General features: G+C 71.8%; 18 protein-coding genes and 1 tRNA gene. 9 read left to right on the top strand and 10 right to left on the bottom strand.

The genetic code is table 11. The annotated features are described in order from the left end of the window. Positions 1 to 3: 3 nt before the first annotated feature. The gene (locus OHB56_RS09560; protein ID WP_406352670.1) at positions 4 to 1,050 is read right to left on the bottom strand and encodes a phosphotransferase family protein; all 1,047 of its coding nucleotides are present in this window, start codon (positions 1,048 to 1,050) and stop codon (positions 4 to 6) included. Between the two features lie 219 nt (positions 1,051 to 1,269). Here OHB56_RS09560 and OHB56_RS09555 point away from each other — a divergent pair, with 219 nt between their 5' ends. Then, a complete protein-coding gene (locus tag OHB56_RS09555) occupies positions 1,270 to 2,232 on the top strand; it encodes an NADP-dependent oxidoreductase (protein ID WP_406352668.1) in 963 nt (320 codons plus the stop codon). 21 nt (positions 2,233 to 2,253) lie between these two features. Here the strand turns inward: OHB56_RS09555 and OHB56_RS09550 are convergent, their stop codons facing one another. Genes OHB56_RS09550 through OHB56_RS09535 form a run of 4 tightly spaced genes read right to left on the bottom strand, consistent with a single transcriptional unit; the run spans position 2,254 to position 4,494 of the window. Further along, positions 2,254 to 2,589 carry a DUF202 domain-containing protein gene (locus OHB56_RS09550; RefSeq protein WP_406352666.1) on the bottom strand — a complete coding sequence of 112 codons (336 nt, stop codon included), beginning with the start codon at positions 2,587 to 2,589 and terminating at the stop codon, positions 2,254 to 2,256. Next, entirely contained in the window at positions 2,586 to 2,978 is a 393-nt protein-coding gene (locus tag OHB56_RS09545; protein ID WP_406352664.1) for a YidH family protein, read from the bottom strand. The genes OHB56_RS09550 and OHB56_RS09545 overlap by 4 nt, the downstream gene beginning before the upstream one ends. 46 nt (positions 2,979 to 3,024) lie before the next feature. Continuing rightward, positions 3,025 to 3,549, bottom strand: coding sequence for an NUDIX hydrolase (locus tag OHB56_RS09540; RefSeq protein ID WP_406352662.1), 525 nt, complete (start codon positions 3,547 to 3,549; stop codon positions 3,025 to 3,027). A gap of 51 nt (positions 3,550 to 3,600) precedes the next feature. Continuing rightward, positions 3,601 to 4,494, bottom strand: coding sequence for a DMT family transporter (locus tag OHB56_RS09535; RefSeq protein ID WP_406352660.1), 894 nt, complete (start codon positions 4,492 to 4,494; stop codon positions 3,601 to 3,603). A 322-nt stretch (positions 4,495 to 4,816) separates the two neighbouring features. Here OHB56_RS09535 and OHB56_RS09530 point away from each other — a divergent pair, with 322 nt between their 5' ends. From OHB56_RS09530 to OHB56_RS09515, 4 genes are all read left to right on the top strand, one after another. After that, positions 4,817 to 5,767 carry a hypothetical protein gene (locus tag OHB56_RS09530; RefSeq protein WP_406352659.1) on the top strand — a complete coding sequence of 317 codons (951 nt, stop codon included), beginning with the start codon at positions 4,817 to 4,819 and terminating at the stop codon, positions 5,765 to 5,767. 91 nt (positions 5,768 to 5,858) lie between these two features. Next, positions 5,859 to 7,409: an APC family permease gene (locus tag OHB56_RS09525; protein WP_326751854.1), complete on the top strand. Its 1,551-nt coding sequence runs from the start codon at positions 5,859 to 5,861 to the stop codon at positions 7,407 to 7,409. 113 nt (positions 7,410 to 7,522) lie between these two features. Then, positions 7,523 to 8,353 (top strand): molybdopterin-dependent oxidoreductase, encoded by an 831-nt coding sequence (locus OHB56_RS09520; RefSeq protein WP_406352657.1) that lies wholly within the window; start codon positions 7,523 to 7,525, stop codon positions 8,351 to 8,353. Further along, a complete protein-coding gene (locus OHB56_RS09515) occupies positions 8,337 to 8,960 on the top strand; it encodes a cytochrome b/b6 domain-containing protein (protein ID WP_406352656.1) in 624 nt (207 codons plus the stop codon). Before OHB56_RS09520 ends, OHB56_RS09515 begins: the two co-directional genes overlap by 17 nt. 135 nt (positions 8,961 to 9,095) lie before the next feature. On the opposite strand, the gene OHB56_RS09510 is transcribed toward OHB56_RS09515, so the two are convergent. Then, a complete protein-coding gene (locus tag OHB56_RS09510) occupies positions 9,096 to 10,493 on the bottom strand; it encodes a gluconate:H+ symporter (RefSeq protein WP_326751852.1) in 1,398 nt (465 codons plus the stop codon). 152 nt (positions 10,494 to 10,645) lie between these two features. Then, positions 10,646 to 11,164 carry a gluconokinase gene (locus OHB56_RS09505; protein ID WP_326751851.1) on the bottom strand — a complete coding sequence of 173 codons (519 nt, stop codon included), beginning with the start codon at positions 11,162 to 11,164 and terminating at the stop codon, positions 10,646 to 10,648. 137 nt (positions 11,165 to 11,301) lie between these two features. Here OHB56_RS09505 and OHB56_RS09500 point away from each other — a divergent pair, with 137 nt between their 5' ends. Beyond that, on the top strand, positions 11,302 to 12,003 hold the full coding sequence (locus tag OHB56_RS09500) for a FadR/GntR family transcriptional regulator (protein ID WP_360041523.1): 702 nt from the start codon (positions 11,302 to 11,304) through the stop codon (positions 12,001 to 12,003). A gap of 193 nt (positions 12,004 to 12,196) precedes the next feature. Here OHB56_RS09500 and OHB56_RS09495 read toward each other — a convergent pair whose 3' ends face one another. Together OHB56_RS09495 and OHB56_RS09490 are read right to left on the bottom strand one after the other, a co-directional pair. Continuing rightward, complete coding sequence (locus OHB56_RS09495; protein WP_326751849.1) at positions 12,197 to 12,571, bottom strand: YchJ family metal-binding protein; 375 nt, start codon at positions 12,569 to 12,571, stop codon at positions 12,197 to 12,199. Between the two features lie 72 nt (positions 12,572 to 12,643). Beyond that, positions 12,644 to 12,728 (bottom strand) — tRNA-Leu (locus OHB56_RS09490). 284 nt (positions 12,729 to 13,012) lie between these two features. On the opposite strand from OHB56_RS09490, the gene OHB56_RS09485 reads away from it, so the two are divergent. The 3 genes from OHB56_RS09485 (at position 13,013) to OHB56_RS09475 (ending at position 15,630) form a co-directional block, all read left to right on the top strand. Next, entirely contained in the window at positions 13,013 to 14,338 is a 1,326-nt protein-coding gene (locus OHB56_RS09485; protein WP_326751848.1) for a M20/M25/M40 family metallo-hydrolase, read from the top strand. Positions 14,339 to 14,480: 142 nt separating this feature from the next. Next, entirely contained in the window at positions 14,481 to 14,714 is a 234-nt protein-coding gene (chpH, locus tag OHB56_RS09480; protein WP_326751847.1) for a chaplin ChpH, read from the top strand. A gap of 214 nt (positions 14,715 to 14,928) precedes the next feature. Beyond that, positions 14,929 to 15,630 carry a chaplin family protein gene (locus tag OHB56_RS09475; RefSeq protein ID WP_326751846.1) on the top strand — a complete coding sequence of 234 codons (702 nt, stop codon included), beginning with the start codon at positions 14,929 to 14,931 and terminating at the stop codon, positions 15,628 to 15,630. Between the two features lie 102 nt (positions 15,631 to 15,732). On the opposite strand, the gene OHB56_RS09470 is transcribed toward OHB56_RS09475, so the two are convergent. Next, positions 15,733 to 15,921, bottom strand: coding sequence for a DUF5703 family protein (locus OHB56_RS09470; protein WP_055592975.1), 189 nt, complete (start codon positions 15,919 to 15,921; stop codon positions 15,733 to 15,735). Positions 15,922 to 15,958: the final 37 nt, after the last annotated feature.

The raw sequence follows: 15,958 nt of genomic DNA, 5'->3' as shown, positions 1-15,958 counted from the left end.
GGTTCAGTCCTTCCGGAGGCCTTCGCGAAGCGTGGTCAGACCGTGCTCGATGAAGACGGGGACGAGATCGCCGATGCGGTCGAAGCCGGGGCCGACGGTCTGCCCCAGCGTGTAGCGGTAGTGGATGCCCTCGAGGATCACCGCGAGCTTGAACCAGGCGAACGCCGTGTACCAGGCGATCCCGGAGACGTCGCGGCCCGAACGGGCGGCGTACCGCTCGATCAGCTCGGCGGGCGACGGATGCCCCGGGGCCTCGGCGGTCGTGGAGACCGGGGAGTCGGGCGTGCCCAGCGGCATGCCGTACATCACCAGCAGGCCGAGGTCGGTCAGCGGATCGCCGAGGGTGGACATCTCCCAGTCGAGGACCGCCCGGATCGAGTCGACACCCTCGTCGGTGCTCGCGATCAGGACGTTGTCCAGGCGGTAGTCGCCGTGCACCACGGCCGGCGCGGGGGAGCGGGGCAGCTCCCGGCCGAGCGCGGCGTGCAGTTCGTCGATCCCGGCCAGCTCCCGGTTGCGGGAGGCGTCCAGCTGCTTGCCCCAGCGCCGCAGCTGCCGGTCCAGGAAGCCCTCGGGGCGGCCGAAGTCGGCCAGGCCCACCTCGCCGGGGTCCACCGCGTGCAGGTCGACCAGCGTGTCCACCAGGGCGAGCACCGCCTGCCGGGTGCGCTCCGCGCCGAGCGGCGCCAGCTGGTCCGCCGTCCGGTAGGGGGTGCCCTCGACGAACTCCATGACGTAAAAGGGCGCCCCGAGCACCTCCTCGTCCTCGCACAGCAGCACCGTGCGGGGCACCGGGACGGGAGTGGGGTGCAGCGCGCTGATCACGCGGTGCTCGCGCCTCATGTCGTGCGCGGTGGCCAGGACGTGCCCGAGCGGGGGACGTCGTACCACCCACTTCGCGGTGCCGTCGGAGACCGCGTAGGTGAGGTTCGACCTGCCGCCCTCGATCAGCCGGGCGGAGAGCGGGCCGTTCACCAGACCGGGCCGCTCCCGGCCGAGCAGCGCGCCCAGCCGGTCGAGATCCAGTCCGGGCGGGTGGTCGGGGCTCATACTCGCTCCTACGGGCCGGTGACAGTACTCGACATATGATGCCGACCAGTCGGTATGCCGTCCAGGGCGAGGGGGAAACGTGATCGGGGCCACGGGGTGGCCGGGGCCGCGGGGGGAACCCGGCGGCCACCGGTCCGCCGCCCGCCGGCCGTCACGCGAACGGCGGCGGTCCCGGCGGTCCACTTGCGCGGCGGGAGACAACTGAGAAAGGTCGGTCCCATGAAGGCGATCAGCTATGCGAGCTACGGCGGCCCCGAGGTACTCGAACTCACGGAGATGCCGGAGCCCCGGGTCGGCCCCGACTCGGTGCTCGTGAAGGTGCGGGCGGCAGCCGTCAACCCGGTCGACTGGAAGTGCCGCGAAGGCTACCTCGACCAGATCCTGGCCCCCGTCTTCCCCGTGGTCCCGGGCTGGGACGTCTCGGGCGTGGTGGTACGGCCGGGCGCCGCCGTCCCCGAGTTCGCCGTCGGCGACGAGGTCATCGGCTATGTGCGCGAGGACTTCCTCTCCCGCGGCACCTTCGCCGAGTACGTGGCCGCCCCGGTACGGGCCCTCGCGCGCAAGCCGCGCAACCTGTCCTTCGAGGAGGCCGCGGGACTGCCCCTCGCGGGACTCACCGCCTACCAGGTGCTGTACAGGGTCCTGCGGGTGAAACGGGGCGATACCGTCCTGGTGCACGCCGCGGCCGGCGGCGTCGGCTCCATCGCCGTCCAGCTCGCCGCACATCTCGGCGCCCGCGTCCTCGGCACGGCGAGCGAGCGCAACCACGACTTCGTCCGAAGCCTGGGCGGGGAGCCGGTGGCCTACGGAGACGGCCTCGCCGAACGGCTGCGGGAACTGGCCCCGGCCGGCGTGGACGCCGTGTTCGACTCGGTCGGCGGTGACGCCCTGAAGGCCTCCGCCACCGCCCTGGCCTCCGAGGGCCGGCTCGCGTCGATCGCCGACCCCGCCGTCGTGGAGTACGGCGGCGGTTACTGGTTCGTCCGCCCGGACCCGCAGGATCTCGGGCACCTGTCCGAACTGGCGGAACAGGGCGTGGTGAGCGTGCACGTCTCCGAGGCGTTCCCGCTGGAACGCGCGGCGGAAGCCCACCGCCTCAACCAGGAGGGCCGGACCAGGGGGAAGATCGTGGTGACGGTGGACGCGGGGACGGCGGACGGAGCGGCGGCCGAAGGCCGGTAGGCCGCCCGTCGGCCACGTACGTCAGGCCTGAAGGACGAGGGCCGCCCCGCACACGGCCAGGGCCGTGGTGCACAGCACCGCGGCGGTGAGGCGCCGCGGGGCGGGGGCGGCCGGGGTGCCGGTGGCCGAGAGGGCGCGGATCCGGCCGTGGGCGACCAGGAGAAACACCAGCCAGCAGACGCAGCACAGCGCGCACAGAACCACGGTGGGGGCCGAGACCCCGCCGTGCAGCGTGGTCCGTACCGCCAGCACGGCGGCGACCGTGGACGCCAGGGTCGTACGGCGCCACGCGAGCCGGGTCCGCTCGGGCTGCAGCCCCGGGTCCCGGCCCTCCCGTACCCGGGCCGGCCCGGTCATCCGTCCCACCCGACGAGCACCACGACGACCATCGCCACCGCGACGACGGCGACGACGAGGCTCAGCAGCACCGGGAACCGGGACACCGGCAGATCTTCCCCGCGCCGCATGGCCCGCTCGCAGCGCACCCAGTGGTTGACCGCGCGCAGCGCGCACAGCACCCCCGCGGCGAGCAGCGCCAGCGCGAGCCCGACCCGCCAGCCCCAGCGCAGGTCCGGCAGGAACTGGTCCACCGCGAAGCCGCCGCCGACCAGTGCGAGCGCGGTCCGCAGCCAGGCCAGGAACGTGCGTTCGTTCGCCAGCGAGAACCGGTAGTCGGGCGTGTCCCCCTCCTGCCGCACGTCCTGGGGCGCGAACCACAACCGGACGTTCCGCATGAAGTCGATCACTTTGCGACCCTATCCGGGGCCTGGACGCGGGCATGACCGGTGCGGCTCACAGGCTCGGGCCGTCCGGCTGCCCGCGGTGGGCCCTGAGGCGCTCGTACGCCTCCAGACCGTCCGGAGCCCACGCCCATTCGCCCAGACGGCGCTCCAGTTCCTGCTCGGTCAGGAAGGCGTGCCAGGCCACCTCCTCCACCTGGGGCCTCACCGGCAGGTCGCAGCGGACCTCGTGGACCGCCGACCACCAGCTCCCCCTGTCGCCGTCGTAGAGGAACTTGAAGAGGAACACGGGCTGCGGCAGCCCGGACACGCCCAGTTCCTCCTCGGCCTCCCTCAGGGCCGCCTCGGCGTAGCTCTCGCCGGTACCCACGACCCCACCGACGAACATGTCGTACAGGGAGGGGTGGACGAGCTTGGTCGCCGTGCGCCGGTGCACGAAGATCCGGTCCTCGGCATCCCTGACCAGGATGAAGGCGCAACGGTTCCGCAGCCCCCGAGCGTAGGCCTCAGCGCGAGGGGACTGCCCGACCACCCGGTCGTTCTCGTCGACGATGTCGAGGATCTCGTCAGCATGCATACGGCCATCCAAGCAGTGGCGCCGTTCCTCGCCCGGCGCGGGTCCGACCGCTCATCCCATCCGCACATCGCCCATGTGCGCACTCTTGGCCACACCCGGCGGCATCGCGGGATGCAGTCCCAGCAGCACGATGCCCACGACGATCGCCGCGAGCCCGCACGCCTCCCAGGCCAGCGCCCCCGTGTCGGTGCGCAGCCGATCCCCGAGGAAGCCGACGCCGCAGACGATCCCGGCCAGCGGCTGGGCCGCGGTCAGGGCCGGCAGGGACATCCGCAGGGGCGCGGTCTCGAAGGCGCTCTGCACGAGTACCAACCCCGTCACACCCAGCGCCAGCACCGCGTACGGCTGCCATCCGCTCAGCAGCCCCGTGAAGCCCCCGTCGGTGAAGCGCTGCCCGCTCACCCGGGTCAGCGCGTCCTGCACGCCGTAGAGCAGGCCCGCGGCCAGCGCCAGCAGTGCCGGGCCCACGGTGAGCCGGGACCGCTTGGCGCATCCCGTGAGCAGCATGGCCAGCCCGACCGTGCCGCCGATGATCAGCCAGTGCCGCAGCGGATCCGTGAGCGCACGGCCGCCCGTCGGCTGTCCCGCGACGACGAACGCGGTCACCCCGCCCGCGAGCAGCGCGAGGCCCGCCCAGCCCTGGCGGCCCAGGGGCCGGCCCGTCTGGTGCCGGGAGAGCGTGAGCGCGAACAGCAGGTTCGTCGCCAGCAGCGGCTCCACCAGCGACAGCTCGCCGTGGCCCAGGGCCGCCGCGCCGAGCGCCATGCCGGCCACCATGAGGGCCATGCCGCCCAGCCAGCGGGGCACCTTCATCAGGTCGAGAAGGAGCCGGGGGGAGAGGAAATCGCCGAGCGGTGCCCGCTGCGCCGCGTTCTGCTGGAGGACGAAACCGAAGCCCAGGCAGCACGCGGCACTCACGGCGAGTACCAGTACCGGAACCGACACGCTGCGTACCTCGATGATCGTGCGGAGTGACGGACGCGTGAGGCCGACTCTAGCCACCACTCGCCCGCGACGCCTCCGTCCGGGGCGCGGGGAATGCCGGCCGCCTCACGCCGCCTGCGCGACCTTTCGGCTCGGGGCTTCACAAGTCGCCTACTTGTGAACGCAGTTGACGCGTGTAACGCATGGGGCGCCCTTGACGTGATCTGTTGGCTGACGGTTTGCTGTGAGTGATCGGCTCATGGCAATCGGCAGCCGACCACTGCCGTACCGACCACCCGTCGTGAGCCGACGACCACAAGAAGAGCGCGTGAGGAAGTCCGCGGTGCCTCCACCCCCGCCTCCCCTCGGCCGTGTCCGCAGACGGGCGGCACAGGCCTTCGACGAGGCCCTCGACGACGAAGAACTCGTCGCCGCGCGAGCCGCGCTGGCGCAGGGTCGGTGGCAGAGCAGCCGCTCGCTGCTGGTGCGCACGGGGGACGATTGGGACCGCCGCGGCCACCGGATCACGGTGCTCGCCCGGGAGTCCACCTGCGCCGCCTGGGCCCGCGACTGGCTGCTCGCCGAACCCGACTCCGGGGACGGGGCCGTCCTGCTCGCCCTGGCCCAGGTGCGGCGCGCCCTGCGCGGCAAGGACAAGCCCGACCGCGCGCGCGAGGCCTGCCACCGGGCCGCCACCGTGCTGCCCGCCGACCCCACCCCCTGGCTCGGCCTGCTCCTGCTGGAGTGCGCCCAGGGGGCCGACGGCGACGCGGTCCGCGTCTTCGAGCAGATCCGCTCCCGGTACGCGGACCACCACCACGCCCACCATCTGGTGGTCGCCTGGCTCGCCGAACGCCGGTTGGAGGCGGGCCCGGACCCGCTGCACGAGGTCTACGACTTCGCCAACTGGTCCGCGGAGCAGGCACCCGCGGACTCGCCCCTGGCGATCCTGCCGGTCATCGCGCACGCCGAGCGCTACCGCGCCCTCGCCGCCGCCGGTCACGAGCGCGCCGACCCGGCCGCATCCGGCCACTGGGCGGGCCGCCGTGCCCGGCAGGTGATGAAGGCCGCCTTCGACTGGTGGCTGGAGTGGGAGCACGAAGAGCATCCGCGCCGCCTGATCGACCTGAACTTCCTCGCCCACGCCAAGGTCTGCGAGGGCCGGGGCGCCGAGGCCGCCGCCCTGTTCCACCGGATCGGCGACAAGGTCACCCCGGTCCCCTGGTCGTACCCGGACCGCGACCCGCTCACCGCTTTCCGCACCGCGCGGATCGCCGCCCTCGGCACCGGGTGACCCCCGCGGCCCCGCGGAACCCGGCCCGCTCCACCCGCCACGCTCCACCCATCGCGCAGCTCCCACTCCCGACCCAAGGACGGTTCTCCCGATGACGACGGACAGTTCGCGCAGTGCGCGCACGAGCAGATCCGCAGCGGACGGCATCAGCACCTTCAAGGGGCAGGAACGCGCCCTGCGTGCCGACCGTCTCGGCACGGGCGGTCTGCTGCTCTCCGTGCTCGCCGCGACCGCTCCCCTCATGGTGGTCGCGGGTGTCATGCCCACCACATTCGCGGTGATGGGCATCGTGGGCCAGCCGCTGCTCTTCGTCGTCCTCGGCGTCGTGCTGGTGCTGTTCAGCCTCGGATACGCCGAGATGAGCCGGCACGTCCACAACGCCGGAGCCTTCTACGCGTACATCTCCCGCGGCCTCGGCGGCACCGTCGGCGCGGGCGCCGCGATGGTCGCGCTGGTCGCCTACAACGCCCTCCAGGTCGGCATCTACGGCATCTTCGGCTTCGAGGTGTCGGGACTCTTCGCCACCTACGCCGACCTCGAGGTCGCCTGGTGGATACCGTCGCTGGTGGCCCTCGCCGCCGTCGGCGCGCTGGGCTGGCTGAAGATCGACGTGAACGCGCGCGTGCTCGGCGTCCTGCTGGTCATCGAGGTGCTCCTGGTCGTCGTCTTCGACATCGCCGCGATCGCCGACCCGGGCAAGGAAGGGCTGTCGCTGCACGCCTTCAACCCGGACACCCTCACCGGCGCCGGCGTCGGCACCGCCCTGTGCTTCTGCATCGCGGCCTTCCTCGGCTTCGAACAGGCCCCGGTGTACGCCGAGGAGACCAGCAGGCCGCACGTCCTGGTGCCGCGCGTGATGTTCCTGGCCGTCACGGGCGTCGCCGTGTTCTTCGCGATCAGCAGCTGGGCCCTCACCGTCGCCACCGGTCCCGCGGGCATCGTCGCCACCTCGCAGGAGCAGAGCGCGGGACTGCTGTTCTTCCTCACCGAGTCCCGGCTCGGCGGCACCTTCACGGACGTCCTGCACATCCTCTTCGTCACCGGCATGTTCGCCGCCATGCTCAGCTTCCACAACGTCGTCGCCCGGTACGCCTTCGCCATGGGCCGCGAGGGCCTGCTGCCCTCCGCCTTCGGCCGCACCACCGGCACCAGCGGCGCCCCCGGCACCGGGTCGCTGCTCCAGACGGGCATCGCCGCGGTGCTCGTCCTCGCCTTCGCGGTCACCGACGACAAGCCGACCGGCGACCCGACCGCACCCGTCCTGCACCTGTTCACCTGGTTCGGCAACATCGGCGCGCTCGGCGTGATCGTCCTGATGGCGATCGCCTCGCTGTCCGTCGTCGTCTTCTTCGTCCGCCGCGGTGCCGCGGGCGCCCAGGCCTGGCGGCTGGTCACCTCGACGCTGGCGGGCCTCGCCCTGGCCGTGATCGCCGGCTACACCGTCAAGGACTTCGACGTGCTCGTCGGCGCCGGCCCCGGCTCCGTCCTGAGCCTGTTGCTGCCCGGCATCATCGGGCTGGCCCTCGTCGCCGGCCTGGTCCAGGGCCTGGTCCTGCGCTCCCGCGCCCCCGGGACGCACGCCCGGATCGGGCTCGGCAACGAGGCGTTCCAGCTGGACAAGGAAGCCGAGCGCACGCCGTAGCCCGCACCGGAGCGCGGACGGGGCAGCCCGCCGCGCGGCCGGGCGGCCTACGGAAGTCCGACGGGCACCCGCGAACCCTGGCCCCCACGGGGCGCGGGTGCTCGAATGGAACAGTGAACTCCGAACGACCGGAAAGCCGGGAGCGGCCGGAAGGACGCGAACGACCGGAAGACCGGGAACAGCAGGAAGGCCGGGAGCGGCCGGAAGCACGCGAACAGCCGGACGAGACGGAGCCCGACGACCGGGGCAGGCCCATCGGCCGCCGTGTCTTCCTGGGCACCCTCGGACTCGGCGCCCTCGGTGTGGCCGCCGCCCCCGTGCTCCAGCGCGGCCTGGAGTCCTTCCTCGCCGGAGCATCCGACAAGGACCCCACCGGCCTGACCGGACTGCTCCCGAACGGCGGCGGCTTCCGCTACTACTCCGTCACCTCGTCCGTCCCGCGGAAGAGCGCCGGGACCTACCGCCTCACCGTCGACGGCCTGGTCGACCGTCCCCGCGCCTACACCCTCGCCGACCTCAGGGCCCTGCCGCAGACCCGCATGGTCCGCGACGTCCAGTGCGTCACCGGCTGGCGGGTGCCCCGCACCCCGTTCGAGGGGGTGCGCCTGTCCCGGCTCCTGGACGCGGCGGGCGTGCGCGCCACGGCCGGGGCGGTGCGCTTCACCTGCTTCGACGGCGCCTACTCGGAGAGCCTCACCCTCGCCCAGGCCCGCCGGGCGGACGTCCTGGTCGCCCTGCGCATGCAGGACGAGGACCTGGGCCACGCCCACGGCGGCCCGGTCCGCCTCTACGTCGCCCCCATGTACTTCTACAAGTCGGCCAAGTGGCTCTCCGGCATCACCGTCACCGAGGACGTCGAACCCGGCTACTGGGAGGAGCGCGGCTACGACATCGACGCCTGGGTCGGCCGCTCGAACGGACGCGACGATGAGCCCACGCACTGACCTGCCGCCCGCCGCCACCGGCGTCCCGCGCTTCACCCGCACCGTGCGGTGGGTGCACCGCACCACGGCCGCGCTGATGGGCCTCTGTGTGTTCACCGCCGCCTGCCTGTACGTCCCCCAGCTCGCCCAGTCGGTCGGGCGCCGCGCCCTGGTGGTCACCGTCCACCAGTGGTCCGGGCTCGCGCTGCCGGTGCCGGCCCTGGCCGGACTGCTCTCCCGGGCCTTCCGTACCGACCTGGGCCGCCTGAACCGTTTCGGCCCGCACGACCGCACGTGGCTGCGGGCCGCGCTGCGCCGCGACAAACGCCCCTCGCGGCGGCCGGCCGGCAAGTTCAACGCCGGACAGAAGATCTACGCGGCCTGGATCGCCGGTGCCACGCTGGTGATGCTCGGCACCGGCCTGATGATGTGGTTCACCCACCTCACCCCGCTGGTGTGGCGCACCAGCGCGACCTTCGTCCACGACTGGCTGGCGCTCACCCTCGGCATCGTCCTCGCCGGCCATGTCGGCATGGCCCTGGCCGATCCGGAGGCCCGCCGGGGCATGCGCACCGGCACCGTCGGCCGGGACTGGGCGCGGCGCGAGCACCCGCTGTGGCGGCCCTGAATACAGGGCGAACGGCCGCGACCGCGGCACCGCGTGGGCGGTGCCGCGGTCGCGGCCGTATCGGACGGTCGGTCAGGTGATCAGCCGGACGACCGGCTGTGGTGACCGGCCTCGGTGACCCGCTTCGGTGATCAGCTAAATGACCAACGACAGCAGCAGCACCAGCGCTCCGGCGACCACCGAGATGATCGTCTCCATCACCGACCAGGTCTTGATGGTCTGGCCGACGCTCAGTCCGAAGTACTCCTTCACCAGCCAGAAGCCGGCGTCGTTGACATGGCTGAAGAAGACCGAACCGGCGCCGATGGCCAGCACCAGCAGGGCGGCGTGCGTGGTCGACATGTCGGCCGCCAGCGGTGCCACCAGGCCGGCCGCCGAGATGGTCGCCACGGTCGCGGAACCGGTCGCCAGCCGGATCGCCACCGCGATCAGCCAGCCGAGCAGCAGGGCCGGTATCGCCCAGTCCGCGGAGATGTCGAGGATCATCTGGCCCACGCCGGAGTCGATCAGCGTCTGCTTGAAGCCGCCGCCGGCACCGACGATGAGCAGGATGCCCGCGATCGGGGCGAGCCCCTTCTCGACCAGTCCCGAGATCCGCTCCTTGCTGAACCCGGCGGGCAGGACCAGCGTGAAGATGCCGAGGAGCACGGACGCGAGCAGGGCGATCATCGGGGAGCCGATGACGTTGAACACGCGCTGAACGCCGTTCTCCGGGTCGTCGACGACGATCTCGACCAGGGCCCTGCCCAGCATCAGCACGACCGGCAGCAGAATGGTCGCCAGCGTCGGACCGAACCCGGGACGCTTCTCCAGGTCCTCGGAGGGGCGCTGCGGGATCATCCGGTCCGGGGCCGGGACGTCCACCCAGCGGGCGGCGTACTTGGAGAAGACCGGACCGGCGATGATCACCGTCGGGATGGCGATGAGCACACCCAGCGCGAGCGTCACGCCGAGGTTGGCGTCGAGCGCGTCGATCGCGACCAGCGGGCCGGGGTGCGGGGGCACCAGGCCGTGCATCACGGACAGACCGGCGAGGGCCGGGATGCCGATCCGCATCAGCGAGTAGTTGCCGCGCTTGGCGACGATCAGCACGACCGGGATCAGCAGCACGACGCCGACCTCGAAGAACAGCGGCAGACCGATCACCGAGGCGATCAGCACCATCGCCCACGGCATGGTGCGGCCGTTGGCCTTGGCGAGGATCGTGTCGACGATCTGGTCGGCGCCGCCCGAGTCGGCGAGCATCTTGCCGAGGATCGCTCCGAGGGCGATGAGCACGCCGACACCGGCGACGGTGGAACCGAGTCCGGTGCTGAAGCTGGTGATGACCTTGTCCAGCGGCGCCCCGGCGAACGCGCCGAGTGCCAGCGAACCGATGGTCAGCGCCAGGAAGGCGTGCAGCTTGAAGCGGGTGATGAGCAGAACGATGACGGCGATGCCGGCCAGGACGGCGATGCCCAGCTGAGCGTGGCCGGCCGAAGTGATCGGCTCGGGTACGTCCGCTGCCAGCAGCTCGACTCTGAGACTGGTCACGGTGGATTCCTTGTGAGTTACGGGGGGAGGGGGATCAGGGAGAGGACCGGGGCGGTGGGGCCGTCCCGGGGCTCATGGGGGTTCGGCCCGGGTGGGGGAGAACTCGCCGAGGCCGACGGGGAGGACCGGCCGATGCCGGCGCCGGGCGGGAGCTAGGAGGGGGCTCCGGAGAGATCCGCGAGGGCGGCGACCGCCTGTTCGGTGATCTCCTCGGGGCTGCCCGAGACCTCCACGGCGACCCCGGCCTCGTCCGGCTCCAGCGGCTGGAGCGTGGCGAACTGGGAGTCGAGCAGTGCCGTGGGCATGAAGTGCCCCTCGCGGTGCGACATCCGGTCCTCGATCAGCGCGCGGTCACCCGTGAGGTGCACGAAGACCACGCCGGGTGCGGCCGCCCGCAGCCGGTCGCGGTACGACCGCTTCAGTGCCGAGGAGCTGACCACCCCGCCGAGTCCGGCACGTCCGTGCGCCCACTCGCCGATGGCGTCCAGCCAGGGCCAACGGTCCTCGTCGTCGAGCGGGGTGCCCGCCGACATCTTGGCGATGTTGGCCGGCGGGTGGAAGTCGTCGCCCTCGGCGTACGGGACGCCGTACTGGGCCGCGAGCAGGGGACCGATGGTGGTCTTGCCGGTGCCCGCGACGCCCATGACCACTACGACATGGGGGGTGTTCATCGCTGCCTCACTGTCTGCTGTCGTCGTCGACAACCTGATGTCGAGGCAACTGAAACCTAAAGGTACGACAAAAACAAGACCTTGTGATGAATAAGTCTGACCTTTGGTTCCGGTGATCCGCCCCGTACTCTGAGTGCATGAGCAACACGGGCCGGGGACTGCACGGCCACGTACTGGACACCCTCGGCCCCGAGATCACGGCGGGCGCATACCCGCCCGGCAGCGTCCTGCGCACCGACGAACTCGCCCAGCGTTTCGAGGTGTCGCGTTCCGTGATGCGTGAAGTGGTGCGCGTCCTGGAGTCCATGTACCTCGTCGAGTCCCGGCGCCGCGTGGGCGTCACGGTCCGCCCGGCCTGCGACTGGAACGTGTACGACCCCCAGGTCATCCGCTGGCGACTGGCCGGCGCGGACCGCCCCCGGCAACTGCGCTCGCTCACGGTGCTGCGCTCGGCCGTCGAACCGGTCGCGGCGGGGCTCGCCGCCCGCAACGCCACCGCCGAGCAGTGCGCCGAACTCACCGAGTGCGCCCTCGGCATGGTCGCCAACTCGCGCGGCCACCGGCTGGAGGGGTACCTCTTCCACGACATGGCCTTCCACCGGGTGATCCTCACCGCGTCCGGCAACGACATGTTCGCCCGCCTCGGCGACGTCGTCGCCGAGGTCCTGGCCGGCCGCACCCACCACGACGTGATGTTCGACGACCCCGACCCGGCCGCGGTCACCCTGCACGTCCAGGTCGCCGAAGCGGTCCGCGAGCGCGACGCCGCCCGCGCGGAGGAGCTGACCCGCGAGATCACCGTGGGCGCCCTCCAGGAACTGGACATCCTGGCGCCGTGACCGGGGCGGGCCGGGTCGGGGCGTGGCCTCGTCCGGCCGACGGCGACCGAGGCGGCCGGAAGCGTCCGGCTCCGGCCGCGTCGGCGAGCGGAGCGTTGTCCTGGTCGCTGCGCGGAGCAGTGTTCCGCTCTGTCGGCGGCGGCCCGAAGCGAGGGGCTGGACGCGCCCGGCTGGTGGGGGTCCGCCGACGGGCTCAGCTCAGGAACTCCCCGTCGACGTACACCCACGCCCCGTCCACCCGCTCGAAGCGGCTCCGCTCGTGCAGCGAGCCGCCCCGGTAGGACGCCCGGAAGGTCACCGTCCCGGTGGAGTGGAAGGCGGACCCGCCGTCGGTGCCCAGGATCTCCAGCCCGGTCCACCGCATCCCGGGATCGAGGTCGACCCGCTCCGGCCGCGTCCGCGGATGCCACGTGCGCAGCAGGTAACCGGAGTCCAGCCGTACGAAGGCGCAGTACCGCGACCGCATCAGCCGCTCGGCGGTCGGGGCCGCGGCCGTCCCCGCGTGGAAGCGGCCGCAGCAGGCCTCGTAGGTCTCGGGGAGCCCGCAGGGGCAGGGGCGATCGGCCATGGTCTTCCTCCGTGACAGGGCGCGACAACGCGCGAGGGCCGCGACCTGATGGTCGCGGCCCTCGCGTTCATGTGTCCGAGGGGGGACTTGAACCCCCACGCCCGTTAAAGGGCACTAGCACCTCAAGCTAGCGCGTCTGCCATTCCGCCACCCGGACAAGGTGTCTGACGCGCGGGTTTCCCCCGCGGCGACGACGTAAACATTACCAGGCTTTCCGGGGTGGCCGATCACCTCCGGTGGGCGCGCGGCCCGGCTGCGCTCGTGTCCGGCGGTGTTCCCGCCCGGCTTCCGTCCGGGCTGTGCTCCGTCCCGGCGTGAACGCCGTGTGACGGGCCGGGTCCCGCCTTGGGGCGGGGCCGCGCAGGGGAGAGGATGAGGGGGAGACCCACGAGCAGTGACAGCGTGCAGGGAACAGTGTGCAGCGACAGCGGGAGGAACCACGTGAGCGCGACGGACACGGCCAAGGGCGTCACCGGTGAGGACGAGGTCGTGGACCTCTGCCGCGACCTGATCCGGATCGACACCAGCAACTACGGCGACCACTCGGGCCCCGGCGAGCGCAAGGCGGCCGAGTACATCGCCGAGAAGCTCGCCGAAGTGGGGCTCGAACCACAGATCTTCGAGTCGCACAAGGGCCGCGCCTCCACCGTGGCCCGTATCGAGGGGGAGGACCCCTCCCGGCCGGCCCTGCTGATCCACGGCCACACCGACGTCGTACCGGCCAACGCCGAGGACTGGACCCACCACCCCTTCTCCGGCGAGATCGCCGACGGATGCGTGTGGGGGCGCGGCGCCGTCGACATGAAGGACATGGACGCGATGACGCTGGCGGTCGTCCGCGACCGCCTGCGCAGCGGGCGCAAGCCCCCGCGCGACGTCGTCCTCGCCTTCCTCGCCGACGAGGAGGCCGGCGGCACCTACGGCGCCAAGCACCTGGTCCGTGAGCATCCCGAGCTGTTCGAGGGCGTCACCGAGGCGATCGGCGAGGTCGGCGGGTTCTCCTTCACCGTCAACGAGAAGCTGCGTCTCTACCTCATCGAGACCGCCGAGAAGGGCATGCACTGGATGCGGCTCACCGTCGACGGCACGGCCGGCCACGGCTCGATGACCAACGACGACAACGCGATCACCGAACTCTCCGAGGCGGTCGCCCGGCTCGGCCGGCACCAGTGGCCGGTACGGGTCACCAAGACGGTACGGGCCTTCCTGGACGAGCTCTCCGACGCACTGGGCACCGAGCTCGACCCGGAGAACATGGACGAGACCCTCGCCAAGCTCGGCGGCATCGCCCGCATGATCGGCACCACGCTGCGCAACTCGGCGGCGCCCACCATGCTCGGCGCCGGGTACAAGGTCAACGTCATCCCGGGCCAGGCCACCGCCCATGTCGACGGCCGCTTCCTGCCCGGATACGAGGAGGAGTTCCTGGCCGATCTCGACCGGATCCTCGGCCCGCGCGTGAAGCGTGAGGACGTGCACGCGGACAAGGCGCTGGAGACCGGTTTCGACGGCCGGCTCGTCGACGCCATGCAGCTGGCGCTCGGCGCCGAGGACCCGATCGCACGGGCGGTGCCGTACATGCTCTCCGGTGGCACCGACGCCAAGTCCTTCGACGACCTCGGCATCCGCTGCTTCGGCTTCGCCCCGCTGAAGCTGCCGCCGGAGCTGGACTTCGCCGGCATGTTCCACGGGGTCGACGAGCGGGTTCCGGTGGACGGTCTGAAGTTCGGTGTGCGGGTGCTCGACCGGTTCCTGGACGCGTCCTGAACGGTCCGTCACTATTCGTGCAGACGTGCGGAGATGACCGGGAAGAGTGAATCCGACGATAAGCTCGTAGCCTCATTACTCCCTCCTCGTTACCCGTGATGTGATCCGCGGATTTGGATCGCATTGCCAACGAGGAGGAATAATGCTCAAGAAGATCGTCGCTGTCGCTGCCGCCACCGGTGGACTGGTTCTCGCGGGTGCGGGCATGGCCGCCGCCGATTCCGGTGCCCAGGGTGCTGCCGTGAACTCCCCGGGTGTCGCCTCGGGCAACGTCGTTCAGGCTCCGGTGCACGTCCCGGTGAACGCCTGCGGCAACACGGTCTCCGTGATCGGGCTGCTGAACCCCGCGTTCGGCAACACCTGCGTCAACCAGTGACATTGTGCCTCGCCCCTTAGGGCACGCCCTTTCAGGGTTTGAGCTTGTCGGCCCCGGAGTGCGCGCCATGCGCTCCGGGGCCGACCGGTTTTCCAGTACGTCCCGAACACCGGGAAGGGAATCCGTGGATTTCGTGGAGTCCGAGAAGTCGGGGGAATCCCAGGAATCCGTGGAAACCCTCCCCGGTACTTGGTCGAAGGCAGGGAATCAGTACATGCGACAGGTCACCCGTAAGGGCCTGATGACCGTGGCAGCCGCGTCCGGCGTGATCGCCGCCGCGGGCGGTATCGCGCACGCCGACTCCGGCGCACAGGGTGTGGCCAAGGGGTCGCCCGGAGTGCTCTCCGGGAACTCGCTCCAAGCGCCGGTGCACGCGCCGGTCAACGTCTGCGGAAACACGGTCGACGCCGTCGGCGTCCTCAACCCGTCCGTGGGCAACTCCTGCGCCCACCACGGCGGCTCGCCGTCGAGCGGTCACGGTGGCGCGCAGGCCGACGGGCACACCACCGACTCACCCGGCGTGGCGTCCGGCAACCGCATCGAGGCGCCGGTCCACGTTCCGGTGAACGTCTGCGGCAACAGCGTCAACGTCATCGGTCTCGGCAACGTTGCTCTGGGCAATGACTGCGCGAGCGGCGGAGCCGGCGAACAGGAGGCGCCCAGCCTGCCCGGCGAACCGGGCGAGGCCGAGCCGGGCCCGCCGTCCACCCCGGGCGAGGCCACCCCAGGCGAGGCCACCCCGGGCGGCTCCGCCCCCGGTCATCAGCCGGTCACCCACACCGCCGCCCGGCCCCAGGGCGACGTGGAGCTCGCCGCGACCGGCAGTGAGCTGCCGGTCGGTCTCGCCCTGCCGGTCGGCGCGGGCGCGCTGCTCGCCGGCGTGGTCCTCTACCGCAAGGCACGAGCCGCCGCGTGACACCGGCCGCGACAGCGGCCCCCACCGGTCGTGCGGAGCGGGCCCGGCTCAGCCGGGCCCGCTCCGTGGGTGAAGGAGTACCGGCCTGCGGTGTGTCCGAACTCACCAGGTCGCGCGCACCTGGCGGATGATCCGCCGCCGCAGCCGCACCTTGCGGCTCCCGTCGCGCAGCAGACGCAGTCGGTCCAGCTCCCAGTGACCGTACTCCGCGTGATCCGTCAGCAGACGGGCCGCTTCCTTGCGGGAGACCCCGCGCGGTACGTGCACGTCGACAAATTCGTATTCCGGCATCGCATCTATTGTGCGGTCTGGGCCCCGGTACGGATAG

Source organism: Streptomyces sp. NBC_01635 (assembly GCF_045209715.1).
Lineage (GTDB): Bacteria > Actinomycetota > Actinomycetes > Streptomycetales > Streptomycetaceae > Streptomyces > Streptomyces hirsutus.
The sequence above is the reverse complement of the archived record's forward strand: the minus strand, read 5'-3'. Positions and strand labels throughout refer to the sequence as shown.